Origin of the sequence: Flavobacterium sp. 103 (assembly GCF_003096795.1) — a bacterium.
Taxonomy (GTDB): Bacteria; Bacteroidota; Bacteroidia; order Flavobacteriales; family Flavobacteriaceae; genus Flavobacterium.
Genome location: NZ_QENX01000001.1, coordinates 2,964,018 through 2,983,237 on the forward strand (window position 1 = coordinate 2,964,018; position 19,220 = coordinate 2,983,237).

The window sequence follows — 19,220 nt, forward strand, 5'->3', positions numbered from 1 at the left end:
CAAATATGAATATCTTAGACGATTTGAAAATGCAATATAAATTAGGTGGTATCGCCTTAAAAATGATCTATTGGAATATAGGTTGCTTTTTGGTATCCCTAGTTTTTTTCTATCAATTTAAGATTGGGGCTTTTGATTTTCCCAATTGGATTGCTTTGTCATCAGAGCCAACCATTTTTATATTAAAACCATGGACTTTTCTGTCCTATGCTTTTTTTCATGATGGTTTTTTTCATTTGCTTTTTAATATGTTGGTACTGAATTTTTCGAGCTATTTATTTTTGACTTTTTTTTCCTCAAAACAGTATCTGGGATTATATTTTTTAAGCGCCATTTTTTCGGGGTTGATTTTTGCTCTGGGTTTTAATCTGATGCATTACAGTGGAGCCATAATTGGGGCATCGGCGGCAATAATGGCTGTTTTGGTGGCCGTAACAACTTATAGTCCTTTGATGAATGTGCGATTGTTACTCATAGGAAATGTGAAATTATGGCATATTACAGCGGTAATTATTATTTTGGATTTAATGCAATTCCGATTGGAAAATTCGGGTGGTCATATTTCTCATTTGGCGGGCGCTTTTTTTGGGTTTGTATATATTAAATTGCTTCAAAACGGAACTGATTTGAGTAAGGTTGTGAGTACTGTTTTGGATTTCTTTACCAATTTGTTCAAAAAGCCTTCTACACCTTTCAAAAAAGTACATAAAAATTATAGAAAACCAATAGAAAAACCAATTTCAAAAATAGTCGTAAAAGATAAAAAGCAACAGCAAATAGACGAGATTTTGGATAAAATTAGTCAGTCTGGTTATGAAAGTTTGAGTCAAGAAGAAAAAGAATTCTTGTTTCAAGCCGGAAAATAACCTATTTTTATCTAATTATAGAATTGTAAATCGTGAGCTTTTTGATCTTAAAGTTTAAAACGCATTAAAAATGAAGAACCTTTCATGGTTTAATAAAGGAATGTTTTTTTTGAATTTAGTACTTATTGTGCTAACATTCATCGCCTATTTACTCCCGTTTTTGGCGCCAAAAATTTTTCCCCTTTTGTCGGTTTTCACTTTATTTATGCCTTTGTTTTTTTTAGCAAATGGATTGTTCTTCTTGTATTGGGGAATTCAATTTAAAAAACGCATGATTTTATCCGGCCTTGTCCTTTTGGTTGGGATTACTTTTTTTAATAAGTTTTATAAATTTTCTGCCAAAGAATTTGAGGAAAGCGATAAAGATTTTACGGTTATGAGTTATAACGTAAGATTGTTTAATGTTTTTAAATGGTTGGATCGTGACGATATTCCGGACGTGATTTTAGAATTTATCAACACAGAAAACCCAGACATATTGTGCATTCAGGAGTTTTCTAATTCCGCAAATATTGATCTAAAAGTATATCCCTATAAATTTGTTTTGATGGAAGGAAAACAAATTAAAACGGGCCAGGCAATATTTTCTAAATTCCCTATCATTGAACATGGGAATATTGTATTTCCGAATTCCAATAATAATGTGGTTTATGCCGATATTAAAAAGGGAAAAGATATTATACGAGTTTATAATATGCATTTGCAGTCCATAAAAATTTCTCCGGATGTCAATGAAATTTCCGAAAATATAGATGTAATTGACCAACAAAAATCCAAGTTTCTTTTTATTCGAATTAGTAAAGCGTTTAAGCAACAACAAGAGCAGGCCGCTATTTTTAAGGAGCATGAAAAGAATTGCCAATACCCAATTATTATTTGTGGTGATATGAATAACAGCGCTTTTTCCTATGTGTATCGGAATATAAAAGGAAAGCTTAAAGATAGTTTTGAAGAAGCTGGAGTAGGTTTTGGTGCTACCTATAAGTTCAAATATTATCCGGCTCGAATAGATTATATTTTTGCCGACGAAACTATGGAAGTAAAACAATTTGAGAGCTTCCCCGAATTTCAAAACTCAGATCACTATCCCATTATGGCAAAGTTATCTATGAAATAGTTTTAATTTCCTTTTAGAAAAATTATAAACCCTTCCTAAATTAAAACATATTTAGGAAGGGTTTGTAATTTTAAACTAGTTAATGAGTATTAAATTTTATTTGATGATTACTTGATTTTTTAAATAATCCATTGCAAATTTCCCCTCATTAAATAATAAATCAAGCACGCTTAGATTGTTCATAAATCCGAATTTGTCATCGAATACTTGAGTGTAGTTCTCAAAAACGGAATGGTCTTTTTTCCCGTTTACCAAATAGCGAAAATCGCTCGTTCGAGTGTTATCTATTTCGTGGAAATATTCGGTAGTGGTTTCAAACTCTAATTTCATTCGCAAACACTTGCATGTTATTTCTAATGCTTCAAAATTCAGATCCATCAAAAACGTATGTTTCTTTTGAAAAATAGGAAGTAAATCATCTTCAAAATACTCAAAAAAAGGAGAACTTCTGTAAGCAGCTTCCAACGATTTGAAATGTTGTTTTTGCCAGTCAAATTCTGGTTCTATTTTAATGTCTTTTGTCTTTTGATGTGCTAGATTAGAATGCTTTATGGGGATATTTAATAACTGAATCCCATTTGGACTATAAATGTAAGCTCTGTTGCGATTGGTTTGTTTCTGAAAATTATCCTCCATTTCGAACGTAATACTTTCCGATTGAGCCATAGCAACAAAATGGCTTACCGACGGAAAATAGGAGGGATGTATTAGAATATTCATTGCTTTTAAGGTTTTGAGATTAGGAGTTTAGAAGGTTTAGTGATGTAATCTAAGGCTCCTAAATAATATATACTTCTAAACTTTTTTTTCTTTTCTTTTCTTCCAAAAATACTCACCAACGAAAAAGGCTGCTAGAGCGATTAAGAAATGAATTAAATAAGATTTAGGTTCCCCATTATTTAGAAAAGAGAAAACTCGATTCCATCTTACTTTCTGAATTCCTTTTCCATCTTTATCCCAGCTAAACCAAATGAAGACAGGTTTGCCAACTACATGATCAAAAGGAACATATCCCCAAAATCTTGCATCTAAAGAGTTTTGGCGATTATCTCCCATCATCCAATAATAATCTTGTTTAAAAGTATAGCTGTTAACTGGTTTTCCGTTTATTATAATTTTATCACCGTCAATCTGCAATGTATTTTTTTCGTATTCCTGAATAATGCGTTTGTAAAATGGAAGTGTTGTTTTGTCTAATTTAATTGTCACTCCTTTTTTAGGAATATAAATAGGTCCAAAATTGTCTATGTTCCATCTTAACGAATGAATGTGTGGAAATACATCGCCATCTTCTCCTTTTGGGAGTAAATACTTTTTGACACTTTTAACTACTGGATTGTTCGCTATTCTGAGTGCTTCGTTATCGGTTAAAGTCAATACATATTCTCCATTATTGGTCAATCCAAAATTTCCATTCCCATCCTTCAAACCATCTCTAGCTCCATACATTTTTACTAGAGAGTTTTGATCCATACTTGTCCCTTGAGTATTTACAAAAAAGTTATATTGGAGTTTTGCACTTTCTGGTAATTTGCTTAGTTTTCCATTGATGTAAACGTCTCCTTCACGAATCTGTAAAGAATCTCCGGGTATAGCAACACAGCGTTTTACTAAATTTGTCTTTTTATCAATTGGTTTGTAATAATTTCTTGCAGGTTTAAAATTATCCATATCCAATAAAGTATCCGCGGGCTGATTAAACACTACAATTTCATTGCGTTTAATCGTTTCAATAGCAGGGAACCTAAAATAGGGTAATTGAAACTTGTTCAAAATCGAAGTTTCTTTTTTTGTAATATCATCATTGAACAGGTACGATTTAACGCCTAAAAGTGGGATTGAATCATGCACCATAGGCAATGCAATTGCTGTCATAGGAGCCCGTGCTCCAAAATTTAATTTGCTTACAAATAAAAAATCACCAATGTATAATGTCTTTTCTAATGAAGAAGACGGAATCGTAAATGGCTGTATAATATAAGTGTGAACCAAAGTGGCAACAATAACAGCAAAAAGTAGAGAACTAACTGTATCGGATGTTTTATTTTCGGGCTTTAAGTTTCGATCTGCTTTGTAATTTAATTTTTGTGTGTAATTGAGGTAATAAATATAAAAACCTAAAGTGATAATGACCAAAAAGGTGTCTAAACTTGAATTTTTTCCGAAGCTTCTTATTGTTTCGACCCAAATAACGGGAAACATGATAAGATTGATGATTGGAATAAATAGGAGAAGAGTCCACCAAGTAGGTCTGCCAATGATTTTCATCAAAATGATTGCATTGTAAACTGGAATTAAAGCCTCCCAGCGTTTTCTTCCTGCAATTTCATATAGTTTCCATGTTCCTAAAAAATGGACTATTTGTATGAACAGAAAAAAAAGAAACCATTGGTATATTGACATACTAGCCTTGTTTTATAATTCTTTTTTTACTTTTCTTTTTTTCCAGAAATACTCACCAACAAAAAAGGCAGCTAGGGCAATCAGGAAGTATTTAAAATAAGATTGAGGTTGTCCTTCACCGCTAACAGTTGTGAATACCCTGTCCCAACGAACTTTCCAATTACTCTTAGGCCCATTAATACCATCGATACTCATCCAAATAAAAATTGGCTTTCCTACGATATGATTTTCAGGAACATAACCCCAGTAACGACTGTCTTCAGAGTTATGACGGTTATCTCCCATCATCCAGTAATAATTTTGGTCAAAAGTGTAGGTCGTGGCCACTTTTCCATCAATTCTAATTTCATTGCCATTTACTTTCAAGTCCTTTTTCTCATAATCGCTTATGATAGTTTTGTAGAAAGGCAAAGTTTCTAGGTTTAAGGCAACAGTTTTTCCTTTTTGTGGGATATAGATTGGACCAAAATTATCTCGGTTCCATTTGTTGATGTGTGGAAAAATACCATCTTCAACATTTTTGGAAATAATTCTGTTTACAGCTTTGATTCCTGGGATATTTTTGAATCTCTCTGCATTGGCAGCAGTTAAAGCACTGATGAATAAAGTGTCTCTTGTTTGTTGGTTTAAGAAACCAGCTCCATCGGTGATGTCCATGTCTTTGAAAAGATATTCAAAGTCAATAGGTGTTTTACCATCCAAAACGACATTGTAAGAGAACTGTGGTTTAGCACGTTCTGGTAAAATCAATTCTTTTCCATTGATGTAAACTAATCCATCTTTTATGGATAAGCTATCGCCAGGAATACCAACACAACGTTTTACATAATTTGATTTTTTGTCGATTGGTTTGTCTACTCTTAGTCCAGATCGATCCCTGAATTTGTATACGGTATCTGCTGGCCAGTTAAAAACAACTATATCTGTACGATTGATAGTTTGAAAGCCAGGAAGTCTAAAATAAGGTAATTGAGGCCAAGTCAAATAAGATTTTCTTTTGGTCAATGGAATAGTATCATGTACCATTGGCATGGCTACTGTAGTCATTGGAACTCTCGCCCCATAATTCATTTTACTCACAAACAAAAAGTCACCAACCAATAATGATTTCTCTAATGAAGAAGTGGGAATAGTATAAGGCTGGATAAAATAGGTGTGAACAATAGTGGCCACAATTACGGCAAAAAGTAATGAGCTAATAGTGTCAGCGGCTTTATGGTCTGGACTTAAATTTCTATCTGCTTCGTAATTTAAAGTCTGAGTGTAATTAAGGTAATAGATGTAAAATCCTAAAGTTCCAATTACAAGTACTGTGTCTAAAAAAGATTTTTTTCCAAAACTACGAATAGTCTCTACCCAAATAACGGGAAACATAATCAGGTTAATGATTGGAATAAAAAGTAAAAGTGTCCACCAAGTTGGTCGACCGATTATTTTCATTAAAACAATTGCATTGTAAACTGGAATTGCTGCTTCCCAACGTTTTCTTCCTGCGCTTTCATATATTTTCCAAGTTCCTAAGAAATGAATAACCTGAACGGCCAAAAAGAATACAAACCAGAGATATAGTGTCATAATTTTAGATTTTAAACTTTAGATTTTTAGATCAAATTTCTATTAGAATTTTGGGATTTTATTGTTTGGAACTTAATTCTTTTCTATTTAGAATTTAAATTCAATACGTCTTTCATAGTATAAATACCGTGTTTTCCGGCAAGCCATTCGGCAGCAATTACAGCGCCAAGAGCAAAACCCTCACGATTATGAGCGGTGTGTTTTATTTCGATGGAATCCACCTCAGAGTTATAGGTTACAGTGTGGGTTCCTGGAACTGTTCCTACTCTTACAGCTTCAATATGAATCTCTTTTTCTTTTGGAGTGTCTAATGTCCAATTAGTGTAATTGCTGTTTTCAATTACACCTTTGGCTAATGAAATAGCAGTTCCGCTTGGTGCATCTAGTTTTTGATCATGATGAATTTCTTCCATTTCTACTTTGTAATGGTCGAATTGAGACATGATTTTGGCTAAATATTCGTTGAATTCAAAAAATAAATTCACGCCAAGACTAAAGTTGGAACTAGAGATAAAACCTCCATTTTTTTCTTTACAAAGAGCAATCATTTCATCATAATGTTCCAACCAACCTGTTGTTCCGGAAACCACGGGAACATTGGCATTGAAACAACTGGAAATGTTATTTACTGCGGCTGATGGAACACTGAAATCGATGGCAACATCGGCAGAGGAAAGTCCATCATAGGTGTTAAATTCGTCTTTTCTCAAAACAATTTCATGTCCTCTTTCTAAAGCAATTCTTTCAATTACATGCCCCATTTTTCCGTATCCTAAAAGCGCAATTTTCATTTGTATATATTTTTGATTTTTTAAAAAGAAACGAATATTGTTCGAATCTAAAAACGATAATTAAGTGTTAGTCCTAAATTTGATTTTAATGTTACAGGATCTGGGGTGATTTCTGGCTGAAAAGATAAACTCTGATTGACATTAAATTGTATTAAGGCAGCGTCAACGTTGGCATCAATGATGTTTAGTACATAAAAACCAATCACAAAAAGCCCTGATAACGAAGCGTTTCTTTGGTAAAACTCTTGAGCTGAAATTAACTGTTTGTCAGAGAGATAGTCGTAATTAGGGTCTGGATTTCCTGCTAGACGACTTTTGTAAGCATCTCTATATTCATTGTATTTTTTCTTGTTGTCAACATATAAATATAAACTGGTTCCCATAGCTCCATAAACTAAAGGAATCTTCCAGTATTTTTTATTGTACGCTTGGCCTAAACCAGGTAATATAGCCGAATAGAAAGCCGCTTTTGCAGGTGTCAAAGGGTCTATCTCTGTTGGTTTTAAAGTGTCTTTTGGCTTTAAAACAGCTTCGGTTTTTGCTTGTGCAAAAACCGAAGCGTTTCCTAAAAGAAAAAGCAATAGCCCTATGGATATGATTTTGCTCACTACCCTTCTATTAATTTTATAATTCTGTTGAAGTCTTCTTCAGAATGAAAAGGAATTGTGATTTTTCCTTTCCCGTTTCCGGCAACTTTTACATCGATTTTTGTTCCGAAATACTTGTTGAAAGTACTTACATCTTCGTCATTAATTTCAAAAGAAGAGGACTTTGTTGGAATAACTGGTTTCGGTTTTAAACTTTCGTGGTAGTTTTTAACCAAAGTCTCCGTCTCTCTAACCGAAAGATTCTGACTTACAATTTTTTGGTAAATATCAGTCTGAACATCATGATCTTCAATGTTGATGATAGCACGACCGTGACCCATACTGATAAAACCATCACGAATTCCGGTTTGAATGATTGGATCTAATTTTAAAAGTCTTAAATAATTGGCAATAGTAGAACGTTTTTTACCAACTCTTTCACTCATTTGTTCTTGAGTTAATTGAATTTCATCAATCAAACGTTGGTAAGAAAGTGCAATCTCTATTGGATCCAAGTCATGACGTTGGATGTTTTCAACCAAGGCCATTACTAGAGACTCGTTATCGTTTGCAATACGAATGTAAGCAGGGACAGTTGTAAGTCCAATTAATGTGGAAGCGCGTAAACGACGTTCCCCAGAAATTAATTGGTATTTATTGAAGTCTAATTTACGAACAGTGATAGGTTGAATAACGCCTAATTCCTTGATGGAAGTGGCCAATTCGCGCAATGACTCTTCGTTGAAATTACTTCGGGGCTGAAATGGATTTATTTCTATAGCATCAATTTCAAGCTCTATAATATTTCCTACTACTTTATCTGCATTTTTATCTTCTACCGATTGGATATCGTTTTCAGGATCTTTTAATAACGCAGATAAACCTCTACCTAAGGCTTGTTTTTTTATTGCTTTTGACATACAACTATTTACTGTTTTTCTTTATAATTTCTTGAGCTAAATGAATATAATTTACCGCTCCTTTGCTGGTTGCATCATAGTTGATAATGCTTTCTCCAAAACTAGGAGCCTCACTCAATTTTACATTTCTTTGTATCACAGTTTCAAAAACCATATCGTTAAAATGTTTTTGAACTTCTTCTACAACTTGGTTTGATAAACGCAATCTAGAATCAAACATTGTCAATAATAGACCTTCAATATCCAAATCAGGATTGTGGATTTTTTGGATACTTTTTATGGTATTCAATAATTTACCCAAACCTTCTAATGCAAAATACTCACATTGAATCGGAATTACTACAGAATCCGCAGCAGTTAAGGCATTTAATGTCAAAAGTCCAAGAGATGGCGCACAATCAATTAAGATATAATCGTATTGATCTTTTACACTTTCCAATGCTTTTTTAAGCATGTATTCTCTATTTTCTTTGTCGACAAGTTCAATTTCAATCGCAACAAGATCAATATGTGCAGGAATTATATCAACATTTGGCGACGAACATTTTATGATGGCCTCCGATGGAGTGTGACTATGTTCTAGAATTTGATAGGTTCCAATTTCAACGCTTTCTACATCAATTCCTAAACCTGATGTGGCATTTGCCTGAGGATCAGCGTCTATTAGTAATACTTTTTTTTCTAAAACACCCAATGAAGCAGCTAGGTTAATTGAAGTAGTTGTCTTTCCAACTCCGCCTTTCTGATTCGCAATCGCTATGATTTTGCCCATTTATTTTCTAAATTTTGAACGGTAAAAATACAATTATTTATGGGTTTTGAAAATCTATTTTGTTAACAAAAACAAATAGTTTTCACTGTCCCCAATTTATCTTGACAATACTGTGTATTCTCTGCTTTTTTAGTAATTATTATATCTGAAAAAAGAGAACTGTATAAATAGTTCTCTTTTTTGTTTTATTATTTAGGTGTTATTTCTGATTATTTTCAATAGTTATTGATGTTAATCGGTGATTATCGCAAGTGGTTAACTCCTTTTCTTTGCTTTAATCATCATTTCCAATTGATCCCAAAGTTCTTCGGGTATGGCTTCCAATAGATTGAATTGTCCTGCACCTTTCAGCCATTCACCCCCATCAATAACAACCACTTCACCATTGACATAGGCGGAAAAGTCAGAAACTAAATAAGCGGCTAAATTGGCCAATTCTTGATGGTCACCAACTCTTTTTAATGGCACTTTTTTGGCCATGTCAAATTTCTCGGCAAGGTCTCCAGGTAATAAACGGTCCCAAGCACCTTTGGTAGGAAACGGTCCGGGGGCAATTGCATTGGTACGAATACCGTATTTTGCCCATTCTACTGCAAGACTTCTTGTCATAGCCAGAACTCCTGCTTTTGCAGTGGCACTCGGAACTACATAAGCGGAACCTGTCCAAGCATAAGTAGTGACAATATTTAAAATACTTGCCGAAGTTTGTTTGGTGTCTATCCAATGTTTTCCAAAGGCAAGTGTACAGTTTTTGGTTCCTTTCAAAACGATATCAATTACAGTGTCAAAGGCGTTGGCTGATAAACGCTCCGTTGGAGAGATAAAATTTCCCGCGGCATTATTCAACAATACATCGACTTTACCGAAGGCTTTTAATACGCCCTGAAGCATATTTTCAACTTCCTCATAATGGCGAACATCGCATTGTAGCGGTAAACATGTTCCGCCTGTTTCGGCTTCAAGTTCTTGAGCAGTGTTTTTTAGTTTTTCCAAATCTCTTGAAGTAATAGCTACTTGAGCTCCTAATTCTAAGAAATATTTGGTCATAGCTTTTCCTAAGCCACTTCCGCCTCCAGTAACTACTATTACTTTGCCTTTTAAAGCATCGTCTCTCAACATTTTATCGGTATAACTCATAATTTATTTTTTTTTGGATTGTAAATGTAGTAAAATAAAATAGTATGCATGCATAATTTTTTTAAGTTACTTAGGCGCTGAGTTTCTAAGAAAATGAAGTGCATGTGCTAAAAAAAACTCAGACTCTTAGAAACTTAGCGTCTCAGCGACTATATTGCTTGCAATCTTTTTGCTGCTTCCTCCAAAGTTTGATTGTCTTTAGCGAAGCAAAAACGTATTAATTTTAAATCTTTTCCATCGGCATAAAAAGTGGATATGGGAATTGCAGCGACACCATAGTCCGTAATTAAGCGTTTGCAAAAATCAATATCATTCTCGTTGGAAATATTGGCATACGAAACTACTTGAAAATAAGTTCCTTCGCAGGGCATCAATTGGAATCGGCTGTTTTTTAATAGTGATTTGAAGTAATCGCGCTTTTCCTGATAGAATGAACTAATTTCATTTACATCGACTAAATCCAGATATTCTGAAACTGCTACTTGGCAAATGCTATTGACGCTAAAAACCAAAAACTGATGCACTTTTTTGATTTCTTTCATCAAATAGTCAGGAGCTACAAGATAGCCTATTTTCCAGCCAGTCACATGAAATGATTTTCCAAATGAAGAGACTGTAATGCAGCGGTCGAGTAGTTTTGTTCTAGTATGTGTAGAAATGTGTTTTTGTTCGAAAGTGATGTATTCGTAAACTTCATCGGAAAGTAATAGTACATCAGGATGTTTTTCCAAAAGTGTTTCCAGATTCTCTAAATCGGATTCATTTAGAATTTTCCCCGTAGGATTATGCGGATTATTGATGATAATCATTTTGGTTTTCTCCGAAAAGGCACTGGCGATAGTATTCCAGTTTGGTGTGTAATCATCATTGAGTGATACCCGTATCGGTTTTGCTTGGCTTAATAATATTGGAGCTTCGTAGCAATCGTAGCTTGGGTCGAGAATAATTACTTCGTCATTTGGTTTTAGCAAAGCCAGCAATGTGGTGAAAATGGCTTGAGTTGCACCTGCTGTAATGAGTATTTCGGTTTCGGGGGAAATAGTGCGATTATATGACGATTTTACCAATGTTGCAATTTTTGCCAACAATGGAGGATATCCCGACATGGGCGTGTATTGGTGGACGTCTTCAAGTGTCAATCGAGAAACAATTTTGGTTAATCTTTCGTCAACTGGGAAGTTTGGGAATCCTTGGGAAAGATTGATTGCATTGTGTTCTGCTGCCATTTTGGACATTACGGTAAAGATGCTAGTTGTTACATTTGGTAATTTACTCATGTAATAAATAAATTTATTTAGGAGTATAAAAGTAGTTTTTTTAAGCCGATTTTTCCTTTTTTGAAGGAATGATGTTCGGAAAAATTAATGGTCTGGTGTAAAATGAATGTTCTTGCGAGTTGCGTGAGGGGTAAGAGCTGGTTACCTTGTAACGCGGATGACCCGACAGCATAAAAGAATGGGCCGACTCAACAGTGATGAGTAGGCCCATTTTTTTTATGGTGGCACGCCCAAAAGGACTTTGGTATTTACATTTTATGAATGATGAAAATGGTGGGGCGTTTGTGTAAATCGATTGTTTCTTTTTTCCATGCCGAAATTTTCTTTGTTTTGATGTATTCCGTAGGTAAGGTGATATCGGTAGCTATGCATAGATGTGTTTCAGGGTGCAAGGTTTGGATTAAATCTTCGAGTAATTTATTGTTGCGGTAAGGTGTTTCGATGAAAATCTGAGATTGATTTTTCTCGAAAGATATTCGTTCCAAACTTTTGAAACTAGCTCTTTTTTCGTCTTTTTCAATGGGTAAATAACCATGAAAAGTAAAGCTTTGACCGTTCATTCCGGATGCCATCATAGCTAATAATATTGAGGATGGACCAACAAGCGGAACAACTTGAATCCCTTTTTCGTGAGCTATTTTTACAATTACAGCACCAGGATCTGCTACACCTGGACATCCTGCTTCGCTCATAAGTCCCATGTCTTTACCTTCCAAAAGCGGTTTGATAAACTCCTGATGTTCTTTAGTTTCAGTATGTTTATTGAGTATGAAAAGTTTTAGTTCTGACTGTTTTTTCTCTGGATTGGTCAGCTTGATGGATTTTCGAGCGGTTTTGTCATTCTCGACCACATAGTAATCAATTAGATCTACGCATCTTTTTATGGTTTGCGGTAATACGTCCATTGGGTCGCAATCGCCCATAGTGGTTGGGATTAAATATAATTTTCCAAGAAGAGGTGTTGATTTCATTTGATTGCTTTCAATTTTTGAAATAAGATTTTTTTTGCCGTATTTGAATGACATTGGAGGGAAAAGTTGTCATTTTTAACAAAGATAAAAAACTTATTTAGTTTTCTTAGGAATGTTTGGTGATCAACCTTTGTGCAATTACTTCACAAGCTTCGTCGAGCATTTGATAAACCATATCAAAACCATTTGAAACGCCATAGTATGGGTCTGGAACATCGACATTTTCATTTGGGAAAATGGCGTCCAAAATGAGTTGGACTTTTTCTTTTTGTTTTTCGTTTTGAGCAAGGTGAATCACATCATTGTAATTGTGGTTGTCCATTACAAAAATGTAGTCAAAAGCATCGAAATCGGATCTTTGAAATTGTCTTCCTTGTTGATTGGCAATATTTAAACCATTTTTTTTGGCGGTGGCTATAGAACGATTATCTGGAGCACGACCAATATGCCAAGAACCTGTTCCTGCGGAATCTACATGGAATTTATCACTGGGAAGTTTGGAAGCTAAAATGCCTTCTGCCAGTGGAGAACGGCAGATATTGCCCAAACAAACCATTAAAATTTTAACAGGCATATTGCTTTTTATAGCGTTAATTTTGAATTAATGTCCTCGACATACTTTTTGAATTGTTTGTCGGTTGCTACTAAATTATCGACTGTTTTACAGGCATGCAACACTGTGGCGTGGTCACGATCACCTATTTGGGAACCGATATTGGCCAATGAGGCTTTAGTGAATTTTTTGGCAAAAAACATTGCCAGCTGCCTCGCCTGTACAACGTGCCTTTTTCTGGTTTTGGATTGTAGAGTCTCTAAATCCAATTGGAAATAATCGGAAACAATTTTTTGGATGTAATCGATTGAAATTTCTCTCTTTACATTTTTTACAAATTTTTCTACGACACTTTTAGCAAGTTCGATGGTTACTTCTTTTTTGTTGAAAGAAGATTGCGCAATCAATGAAATGATAGCGCCTTCCAGTTCACGAACATTTGATTTAATGTTGCGGGCTACATATTCTATAATGTCATCTGGCATCTCAACACCATCACGATATAGGATATTTTTTAGGATAGAAATTCTAGTTTCATAATCCGGTTGGTGTAATTCGGCAGATAATCCCCATTTGAAACGAGATAATAAGCGTTGTTCAATATCCTGCATGTCAACAGGAGCCTTGTCTGAGGTCAAGATAACCTGTTTTCCGTTTTGGTGCAAGTAATTAAAAATATGAAAAAATACATCTTGTGTTCCTGATTTACCAGAAAGGAATTGAACATCGTCAATGATTAAAACATCGATTAACTGATAGAAATGAATGAAATCATTTCTGTTATTTTTCTTTACCGAATCAATATATTGTTGGGTAAAAATTTCAGCAGAAATATATAAAACTGTTTTTTCAGGATATTTGTCTTTAATTTCAACACCGATAGCGTGGGCTAAGTGTGTTTTTCCCAATCCAACACCACCAAAAATCAATAATGGGTTGAAAGATGTTCCACCTGGCTTATTGGCAACTGCCATACCTGCAGAACGTGCTAATCTGTTAGAATCCCCTTCCAGGAAGTTGTCAAAACTATAATTTGGATTCAGTTGGGATTCGATTTTTAAATTTCGAATGCCAGGAATAACAAATGGGTTTTTTAATTCTGGATTTAGGTTTTTAAATGGAGCATCCACTTCTTGAGCTTTCATTGGAGCTCTATTGGCACTTGGCAACTGTTCCGTAAACGGTTGTTTGTTACCATAAGTGTTTTCCATTTTGATTTTATAGAGTAACTTTGCGTTTTTTCCAAGTTCTTTGGTTAGGGCCACTTTTAATAATTTTACATAGTGTTCTTCTAGCCATTCGTAGAAAAATTTACTTGGTACTTGAATATATAATGCATTATCGGTAAGTTCAACTGATTTAATTGGTTCGAACCAAGTTTTATAGGCTTGATCTTGAATGTTGTCCTTTATGAAGGACAAACAGTTTTCCCATACTGATTGTGCAGTCTTGTTCATATATCTAGTTAAATTTTTTTATTTGGGTACTTATTGTCTTACAAAAAGAATGTGAAATAGATTCTTTTTTCGGGATAACAAATATGTGAACAATTATCTGTAAAAAAAAATATTTTAGGTTATAATTTTTGAAAATATTGTTGTAAGGAGCTTTTTAAAATTTAAAATTTTAATTCATAATTAATGAAAGATCATCAAATTCAAGTTCGTGTTCGTTATTCAGAAACAGACCAAATGGGGGTTGTTTATCACGGAAATTACATACCCTATTTTGAGATAGGAAGAGTCGAATGGCTTAGAAACAAAGGGATTTCATATAAAAGTATGGAAGAAAGTGGTATTGCGTTGCCAATTGTGAATATGAATATCAATTATAAAAAATCGGCGCGATATGATGAGTTGTTAACGGTGCATACAGTTTTCAAAAGTCAGACGTCCGTGAAGATAGAATTTGATTGTGCAATATACAATGAAGCTAAAGAGTTATTAACAACTGCCCAATTTATGTTGGTTTTTGTGTCCTTAAAAACTGGCAAGCCAACAGCACCGCCAGATTACATTTTGGAACTACTAAAAACTTTTGAATAATAGTCAAAATGAGTTCTTTTAAATGATAATTTATAGTTTTTTTATGTCAATTTCAAACAAAGATTTAAAAGTGTCGAATACCATTTCGGCATTTTTTTTTCTGGTTTTTACTACAATTTTTCCGATTGGTAAATTTGTTTCTTCATCTATCTCCATTTCTTGAGAAGCAATATCCAGTTTTTTTTCTTTGATCACTCGCATTACTTTATTCATGTTTTTATAATCAAATGAAATTTGAAAAGCAACGTCAATCGTTTTTTCGATAATTTCGCAAGATTCCAATGTGATTTGTGCCGAGGTTTTATAAGCAGAAATTAATCCGCCCACTCCTAATTTTATTCCGCCATAAATTCGAACCACAACTACAAGTACATTCGTAAGTCCGAAGGATTGTATTTGACCATATATAGGAGTCCCTGCTGTATTACTTGGTTCACCATCATCATTGGCTCTGTATTGAATGGTTTCGGTTCCTATTTGATAGGCGTAGCAGTAATGAACAGCGTGCGGATGTTGTTTTTTTAAGATTTCTATAATGGGTTTTACCTCTTCCTCTGACTCTATCGGAAAAGCATAGCCGAAGAATTTGCTGCTTTTTTCCTTGAATAGGGATTCTTCAGAGGGAAATGCAATGGTATTGTAGGTGTCTTTCATGTTCAATATCAAATATCAATGGCAAAATTCAATGTCAATAGCAATGTCAATGTCAAAATTCAATATCAAAATTTAACTACTGGCGTTTGAATATATTAAAGAGGTTATTGTTTTTTTTTCATTGCTATTGACATTGAATTTTGCAATTGTCATTGTAATTGATTTTGCCATTGTCATTGCCATTGCTATTGTATTATTCTTTTATCAAACAAATCAACTACATCTTCTTCGCCCACTTGTAAGTTCCAAACGATAAGTCCAAGTGCCAATGCAGCATCGGTATTTTCTTTTTTGTCATCAATGAACAATGTATGTTTCGCTTGGAGTCCATTTTGATCCAGTACAAAGTTGTAAACTTCCGGATTGGGTTTTCTCATGCCAATTTCAAATGAAAAATATACTTTTTCAAAACATTGATAAAAATCACTGTAAAATGTAGTCCCCGATTTTTGTTCGAAAGTGTCAATATGAATGGCATCGGTATTGCTCAACAAAAATAAACGATACTTGTTGGAAAGCATTTGAAGAAATTCCAATCGATACAACGGGAAGTCCAGTAAGATTGCATTCCAAGCTTTCGAAATGTCTTCGATTGAAGCATTGTTGGTGTGTTTTTGAATTCCTTTCAAGAAATCTTCGTTCGACATAGCGCCTAATTCAAACTGTATGTTCAATTGGTCCAAATCTTCGTTCCATTGGAAAATGCCAAGATTTTTTAAACCATCCGTAGTGGCTTGTTTATCTAAATTGATAAACACATCTCCAAAATCAAAAATAATAGCATCAATCATGGTTTCTGATTATTAAAAATTCATCGGTGTCAATTGTGTGTTTTTCGGAATTTGTTTTTGGTATAAAAGGCGCTTTGATTCCTTTTTTCAAAAAAGTTTTTCCTGCAAAAATTCTAGCTTCATCCCAAAGATTCTCATCGATAAAGGTCTGTAAGGTTTGGAGTCCACCTTCAATTATAACCGATTGAATGTTGTGTTTGTAAAGCGAATCAACGATTTGTTGGGCTATATTTTGTTTAAAATCAATTACTTCAAAGGTAGTGTTTTCTTTGGAAATAGTGTTTTTCGAATTGCTAAAGACAATTGTCTTGGTTTGATTGTCAAAAACAGCATTCTCTTTTGGAATACGATTGTGTTGGTCCAATACGATTCGAACTGGATTATTTCCGTGCCAATCTCTTGCATTAAGTTTGGGGTTGTCGTCAATAACGGTTTTTGTTCCTACCAGAATAGCTTGTTCCTCGGTTCTCCATTTGTGAACCAATTGTCTGGAATAGGTGTTGGTAATCCAAACTGGTTTTTTCTCCAATTTTTCAATCGGGGCAATAAATCCGTCTTGACTTTGGGCCCATTTCAATATTATGTAAGGTCTTTTCTTTTGATGAAAAGTAAAAAAGCGCTTGTTGAGTTCGTTGCATTCATCTTCGAGTATTCCAATAGTGACATGAACACCTGCTTCCATTAATTTTTTGATGCCATTTCCGGCGACTTTGATATTTGGATCTACGGTTCCAACAACGACATTGGGGATTTTGTTTTTTATGATCAAATCGCAGCAAGGTGGTGTTTTTCCAAAATGGCTACACGGTTCCAAGCTCACGTAGATAGTGGCTTTTTTTAGTAACGATTTATCCTGTACTGAATTTACTGCGTTGACTTCGGCGTGGGGTTCGCCTGCTTTTTTGTGCCAACCTTCGCCTATGATTTTGCCTTCATAAACAATGACGCTTCCAACCATAGGATTGGGATAGGTCGTTCCCAGTCCGTTTTTGGCCAAGGCTATGCAACGGTTTATATATTTCTCATGTATTTTCACTTAGCAAAAATACTAATTTTGGAATTAGGAATTTGCTTCGACATATAAGATGTAGTGTATTCGTTTGAAAAATATAGATATTAATCATATTTGGATTTTTTAGAATCTGCGTAAATCTGCCAAATCTGCATGCTAATTTTTTCACGCAGATTTGGCAGATTTACGCAGATTTATAAGAGGGAATTTTGAATAATATAACTATCAGTCTTTAATGAATATTTTTTTAGAAGTGAGTGTATTGCTTTTGATGTTTTCCCATTTACAATGGCTATTTTTGTGCATCAAATTAATAATAGAGCATTTATATGGACAATTGGATTATTAGAAAAATACAAAAAGAAGACAATCAAGCGGTTGCTCAATTGATAAGAGATGTTTTTGACGAATTGAATATCCCCAAAGTAGGAACAGCTTATGAAGATCCATATCTTGATTTGATGTTTGAAGAATACAATAAGCCAAGATCGGTTTATTATGTGGTGGAAAGTGATGGGCGAATTGTTGGCGGAGCAGGAGTGGCACCATTGGCAAACGAGGCGGAAGTTTATTGTGAATTACAAAAAATGTATTTTCTTCCAGAAACTCGAGGAAAAGGAATTGGAAGCCAAATGATGGAAAAATGTTTGCAAAGCGCCCGTGAATTTGGTTTCGAAAATTGTTATCTGGAGACAATGCCTTTTATGTTGGATGCCCAAAAGTTGTATAAAAAAGTTGGTTTCGAATATATCTGTTCGCCAATGGGAAGCACTGGTCATACAAGTTGTCCGGTTTGGATGCTTTGCCCCCTAACCCCCGAAGGGGGAATAAAATAATCATTGAATATGAAAATAAAAGAATATAGAACCCAATTTATTCAAGCGCTTACTTCACAGTATGGAGAAGGCGAAGCAGAGAGTTTTTTCTATTTGATATTGGAAGAAAAGCAACAACTGAAAAGAATTGATTTGGCTTTACATCCCGATTTGGAAATTTCGGAGGAGGAAATTGTGATTTGGAATTCGATTTTAGAACAATTGAAATTGGAAATTCCGATTCAGTATTTGTTAGGCAAAACGAGTTTTTATGGATTGGATTTTGAAGTTAATGAAAATGTCTTAATTCCGAGGCCGGAGACGGAGGAATTGGTGGATTGGATTGTTTCTAATGTTCTTAAAAACGGAAGGTCTAAGAGTCTAAAAATTCTCGACATTGGGACGGGAAGCGGATGTATCGCAGTTTCGCTAGCTAAGAATCTCCCGAATGCAGAAGTTTTTGCAATTGATGTTTCCGAAAAAGCATTGTCAATCGCCAAAAAAAATGCCGAGCGCAATGAAGTGGAAGTTACTTTTATTGAGCAAAATATTCTTGAAACGCTGGATTTAGGTCAAGAGTTTGACATTATTGTTTCGAATCCTCCTTATGTGCGGAATTTGGAAAAAGAGGAAATCAAGAAAAATGTTTTGGACAATGAACCTCATTTGGCTCTTTTTGTGGAAGATAACGATGCCCTGATTTTTTATAGAAAAATAGCCGAATTAGCTCAGAAGAATTTATCAAATTCAGGACAATTGTATTTTGAAATCAATCAGTATTTAGGGAAAGAAATGATTTCGTTATTAGAAGAGTTGAATTTTAAGAATGTTGAATTGAGAAAGGATATTTATGAAAATGACAGAATGACGTTGGGGACTCGTTTGTTGTAGTTATTTCTTGTTCTTAGTGATTTGTGTGAGGGAGTTATAGTAA

The 19,220-nt window shown here is 34.4% G+C and carries 20 protein-coding genes; 5 read left to right on the top strand and 15 right to left on the bottom strand.

The annotated features are described in order from the left end of the window. Positions 1-5 precede the first annotated feature (5 nt). Positions 6-866, top strand: a complete 861-nt coding sequence (locus tag C8C85_RS12390; RefSeq protein WP_116797333.1) for a rhomboid family intramembrane serine protease — start codon at positions 6-8, stop codon at positions 864-866. Positions 867-936: 70 nt separating this feature from the next. Then, entirely contained in the window at positions 937-1,983 is a 1,047-nt protein-coding gene (locus C8C85_RS12395; protein ID WP_116797334.1) for an endonuclease/exonuclease/phosphatase family protein, read from the top strand. 96 nt (positions 1,984-2,079) lie between these two features. Here the strand turns inward: C8C85_RS12395 and C8C85_RS12400 are convergent, their stop codons facing one another. From C8C85_RS12400 to dnaA, 12 genes are all read right to left on the bottom strand, one after another. Further along, the gene (locus C8C85_RS12400; protein ID WP_116797335.1) at positions 2,080-2,703 is read right to left on the bottom strand and encodes a WbqC family protein; all 624 of its coding nucleotides are present in this window, start codon (positions 2,701-2,703) and stop codon (positions 2,080-2,082) included. Positions 2,704-2,778: 75 nt separating this feature from the next. Continuing rightward, on the bottom strand, positions 2,779-4,386 hold the full coding sequence (lepB, locus tag C8C85_RS12405) for a signal peptidase I (protein WP_116797336.1): 1,608 nt from the start codon (positions 4,384-4,386) through the stop codon (positions 2,779-2,781). Positions 4,387-4,398: 12 nt separating this feature from the next. Continuing rightward, positions 4,399-5,961: a signal peptidase I gene (lepB, locus tag C8C85_RS12410; protein WP_116797337.1), complete on the bottom strand. Its 1,563-nt coding sequence runs from the start codon at positions 5,959-5,961 to the stop codon at positions 4,399-4,401. A gap of 83 nt (positions 5,962-6,044) precedes the next feature. Next, entirely contained in the window at positions 6,045-6,752 is a 708-nt protein-coding gene (gene dapB, locus C8C85_RS12415) for a 4-hydroxy-tetrahydrodipicolinate reductase (RefSeq protein ID WP_116797338.1), read from the bottom strand. A gap of 47 nt (positions 6,753-6,799) precedes the next feature. Next, complete coding sequence (locus tag C8C85_RS12420; protein WP_116797339.1) at positions 6,800-7,360, bottom strand: DUF5683 domain-containing protein; 561 nt, start codon at positions 7,358-7,360, stop codon at positions 6,800-6,802. Then, positions 7,360-8,259, bottom strand: coding sequence for a ParB/RepB/Spo0J family partition protein (locus C8C85_RS12425; protein ID WP_116797340.1), 900 nt, complete (start codon positions 8,257-8,259; stop codon positions 7,360-7,362). Before C8C85_RS12425 ends, C8C85_RS12420 begins: the two co-directional genes overlap by 1 nt. Positions 8,260-8,263: 4 nt before the next feature. After that, positions 8,264-9,031 carry a ParA family protein gene (locus C8C85_RS12430; RefSeq protein WP_116797341.1) on the bottom strand — a complete coding sequence of 256 codons (768 nt, stop codon included), beginning with the start codon at positions 9,029-9,031 and terminating at the stop codon, positions 8,264-8,266. Between the two features lie 255 nt (positions 9,032-9,286). After that, entirely contained in the window at positions 9,287-10,168 is an 882-nt protein-coding gene (locus tag C8C85_RS12435) for an SDR family oxidoreductase (RefSeq protein WP_165818119.1), read from the bottom strand. Between the two features lie 149 nt (positions 10,169-10,317). Further along, the gene (locus tag C8C85_RS12440; protein WP_116797342.1) at positions 10,318-11,445 is read right to left on the bottom strand and encodes a methionine aminotransferase; all 1,128 of its coding nucleotides are present in this window, start codon (positions 11,443-11,445) and stop codon (positions 10,318-10,320) included. 248 nt (positions 11,446-11,693) lie between these two features. Continuing rightward, positions 11,694-12,416 carry an SAM-dependent methyltransferase gene (locus C8C85_RS12445; protein WP_116798478.1) on the bottom strand — a complete coding sequence of 241 codons (723 nt, stop codon included), beginning with the start codon at positions 12,414-12,416 and terminating at the stop codon, positions 11,694-11,696. 106 nt (positions 12,417-12,522) lie between these two features. After that, positions 12,523-12,990, bottom strand: a complete 468-nt coding sequence (locus C8C85_RS12450) for a low molecular weight protein-tyrosine-phosphatase (protein WP_116797343.1) — start codon at positions 12,988-12,990, stop codon at positions 12,523-12,525. A gap of 8 nt (positions 12,991-12,998) precedes the next feature. After that, a complete protein-coding gene (dnaA, locus tag C8C85_RS12455) occupies positions 12,999-14,426 on the bottom strand; it encodes a chromosomal replication initiator protein DnaA (protein WP_116797344.1) in 1,428 nt (475 codons plus the stop codon). A 183-nt stretch (positions 14,427-14,609) separates the two neighbouring features. Between dnaA and C8C85_RS12460 the strand changes: the two genes are divergently transcribed. Then, positions 14,610-15,014, top strand: coding sequence for an acyl-CoA thioesterase (locus C8C85_RS12460; protein ID WP_116797345.1), 405 nt, complete (start codon positions 14,610-14,612; stop codon positions 15,012-15,014). 30 nt (positions 15,015-15,044) lie between these two features. On the opposite strand, the gene C8C85_RS12465 is transcribed toward C8C85_RS12460, so the two are convergent. The 3 genes from C8C85_RS12465 to ribD form a co-directional block, all read right to left on the bottom strand. Then, positions 15,045-15,674, bottom strand: a complete 630-nt coding sequence (locus C8C85_RS12465; protein WP_116797346.1) for an IMPACT family protein — start codon at positions 15,672-15,674, stop codon at positions 15,045-15,047. 179 nt (positions 15,675-15,853) lie between these two features. Beyond that, on the bottom strand, positions 15,854-16,459 hold the full coding sequence (locus tag C8C85_RS12470; protein ID WP_116797347.1) for an HAD family hydrolase: 606 nt from the start codon (positions 16,457-16,459) through the stop codon (positions 15,854-15,856). Continuing rightward, a complete protein-coding gene (gene ribD / locus C8C85_RS12475; RefSeq protein ID WP_116797348.1) occupies positions 16,452-17,495 on the bottom strand; it encodes a bifunctional diaminohydroxyphosphoribosylaminopyrimidine deaminase/5-amino-6-(5-phosphoribosylamino)uracil reductase RibD in 1,044 nt (347 codons plus the stop codon). Before ribD ends, C8C85_RS12470 begins: the two co-directional genes overlap by 8 nt. 305 nt (positions 17,496-17,800) lie before the next feature. On the opposite strand from ribD, the gene C8C85_RS12480 reads away from it, so the two are divergent. Both C8C85_RS12480 and prmC read left to right on the top strand, forming a co-directional pair. Then, positions 17,801-18,307, top strand: a complete 507-nt coding sequence (locus tag C8C85_RS12480) for a GNAT family N-acetyltransferase (protein ID WP_116797349.1) — start codon at positions 17,801-17,803, stop codon at positions 18,305-18,307. A 9-nt stretch (positions 18,308-18,316) separates the two neighbouring features. After that, a complete protein-coding gene (gene prmC, locus C8C85_RS12485; RefSeq protein ID WP_116797350.1) occupies positions 18,317-19,177 on the top strand; it encodes a peptide chain release factor N(5)-glutamine methyltransferase in 861 nt (286 codons plus the stop codon). The last annotated feature ends 43 nt before the right edge of the window (positions 19,178-19,220 follow it).

Excerpts from the sequence above, each read along its gene's own strand:
- C8C85_RS12435 (WP_165818119.1), bottom strand. The coding sequence starts at position 10,168 with ATGAGTTATACCGATAAAATGTTGAGAGACGATGCTTTAAAAGGCAAA.
- lepB (WP_116797336.1), bottom strand. The coding sequence starts at position 4,386 with ATGTCAATATACCAATGGTTTCTTTTTTTTCTGTTCATACAAATAGTC.
- C8C85_RS12480 (WP_116797349.1), top strand. The coding sequence starts at position 17,801 with ATGGACAATTGGATTATTAGAAAAATACAAAAAGAAGACAATCAAGCG.
- C8C85_RS12400 (WP_116797335.1), bottom strand. The coding sequence starts at position 2,703 with ATGAATATTCTAATACATCCCTCCTATTTTCCGTCGGTAAGCCATTTT.
- C8C85_RS12470 (WP_116797347.1), bottom strand. The coding sequence starts at position 16,459 with ATGATTGATGCTATTATTTTTGATTTTGGAGATGTGTTTATCAATTTA.
- prmC (WP_116797350.1), top strand. The coding sequence starts at position 18,317 with ATGAAAATAAAAGAATATAGAACCCAATTTATTCAAGCGCTTACTTCA.
- C8C85_RS12450 (WP_116797343.1), bottom strand. The coding sequence starts at position 12,990 with ATGCCTGTTAAAATTTTAATGGTTTGTTTGGGCAATATCTGCCGTTCT.
- C8C85_RS12440 (WP_116797342.1), bottom strand. The coding sequence starts at position 11,445 with ATGAGTAAATTACCAAATGTAACAACTAGCATCTTTACCGTAATGTCC.
- C8C85_RS12395 (WP_116797334.1), top strand. The coding sequence starts at position 937 with ATGAAGAACCTTTCATGGTTTAATAAAGGAATGTTTTTTTTGAATTTA.
- dnaA (WP_116797344.1), bottom strand. The coding sequence starts at position 14,426 with ATGAACAAGACTGCACAATCAGTATGGGAAAACTGTTTGTCCTTCATA.
- C8C85_RS12430 (WP_116797341.1), bottom strand. The coding sequence starts at position 9,031 with ATGGGCAAAATCATAGCGATTGCGAATCAGAAAGGCGGAGTTGGAAAG.
- C8C85_RS12425 (WP_116797340.1), bottom strand. The coding sequence starts at position 8,259 with ATGTCAAAAGCAATAAAAAAACAAGCCTTAGGTAGAGGTTTATCTGCG.
- C8C85_RS12460 (WP_116797345.1), top strand. The coding sequence starts at position 14,610 with ATGAAAGATCATCAAATTCAAGTTCGTGTTCGTTATTCAGAAACAGAC.
- lepB (WP_116797337.1), bottom strand. The coding sequence starts at position 5,961 with ATGACACTATATCTCTGGTTTGTATTCTTTTTGGCCGTTCAGGTTATT.
- dapB (WP_116797338.1), bottom strand. The coding sequence starts at position 6,752 with ATGAAAATTGCGCTTTTAGGATACGGAAAAATGGGGCATGTAATTGAA.
- C8C85_RS12445 (WP_116798478.1), bottom strand. The coding sequence starts at position 12,416 with ATGAAATCAACACCTCTTCTTGGAAAATTATATTTAATCCCAACCACT.
- C8C85_RS12390 (WP_116797333.1), top strand. The coding sequence starts at position 6 with ATGAATATCTTAGACGATTTGAAAATGCAATATAAATTAGGTGGTATC.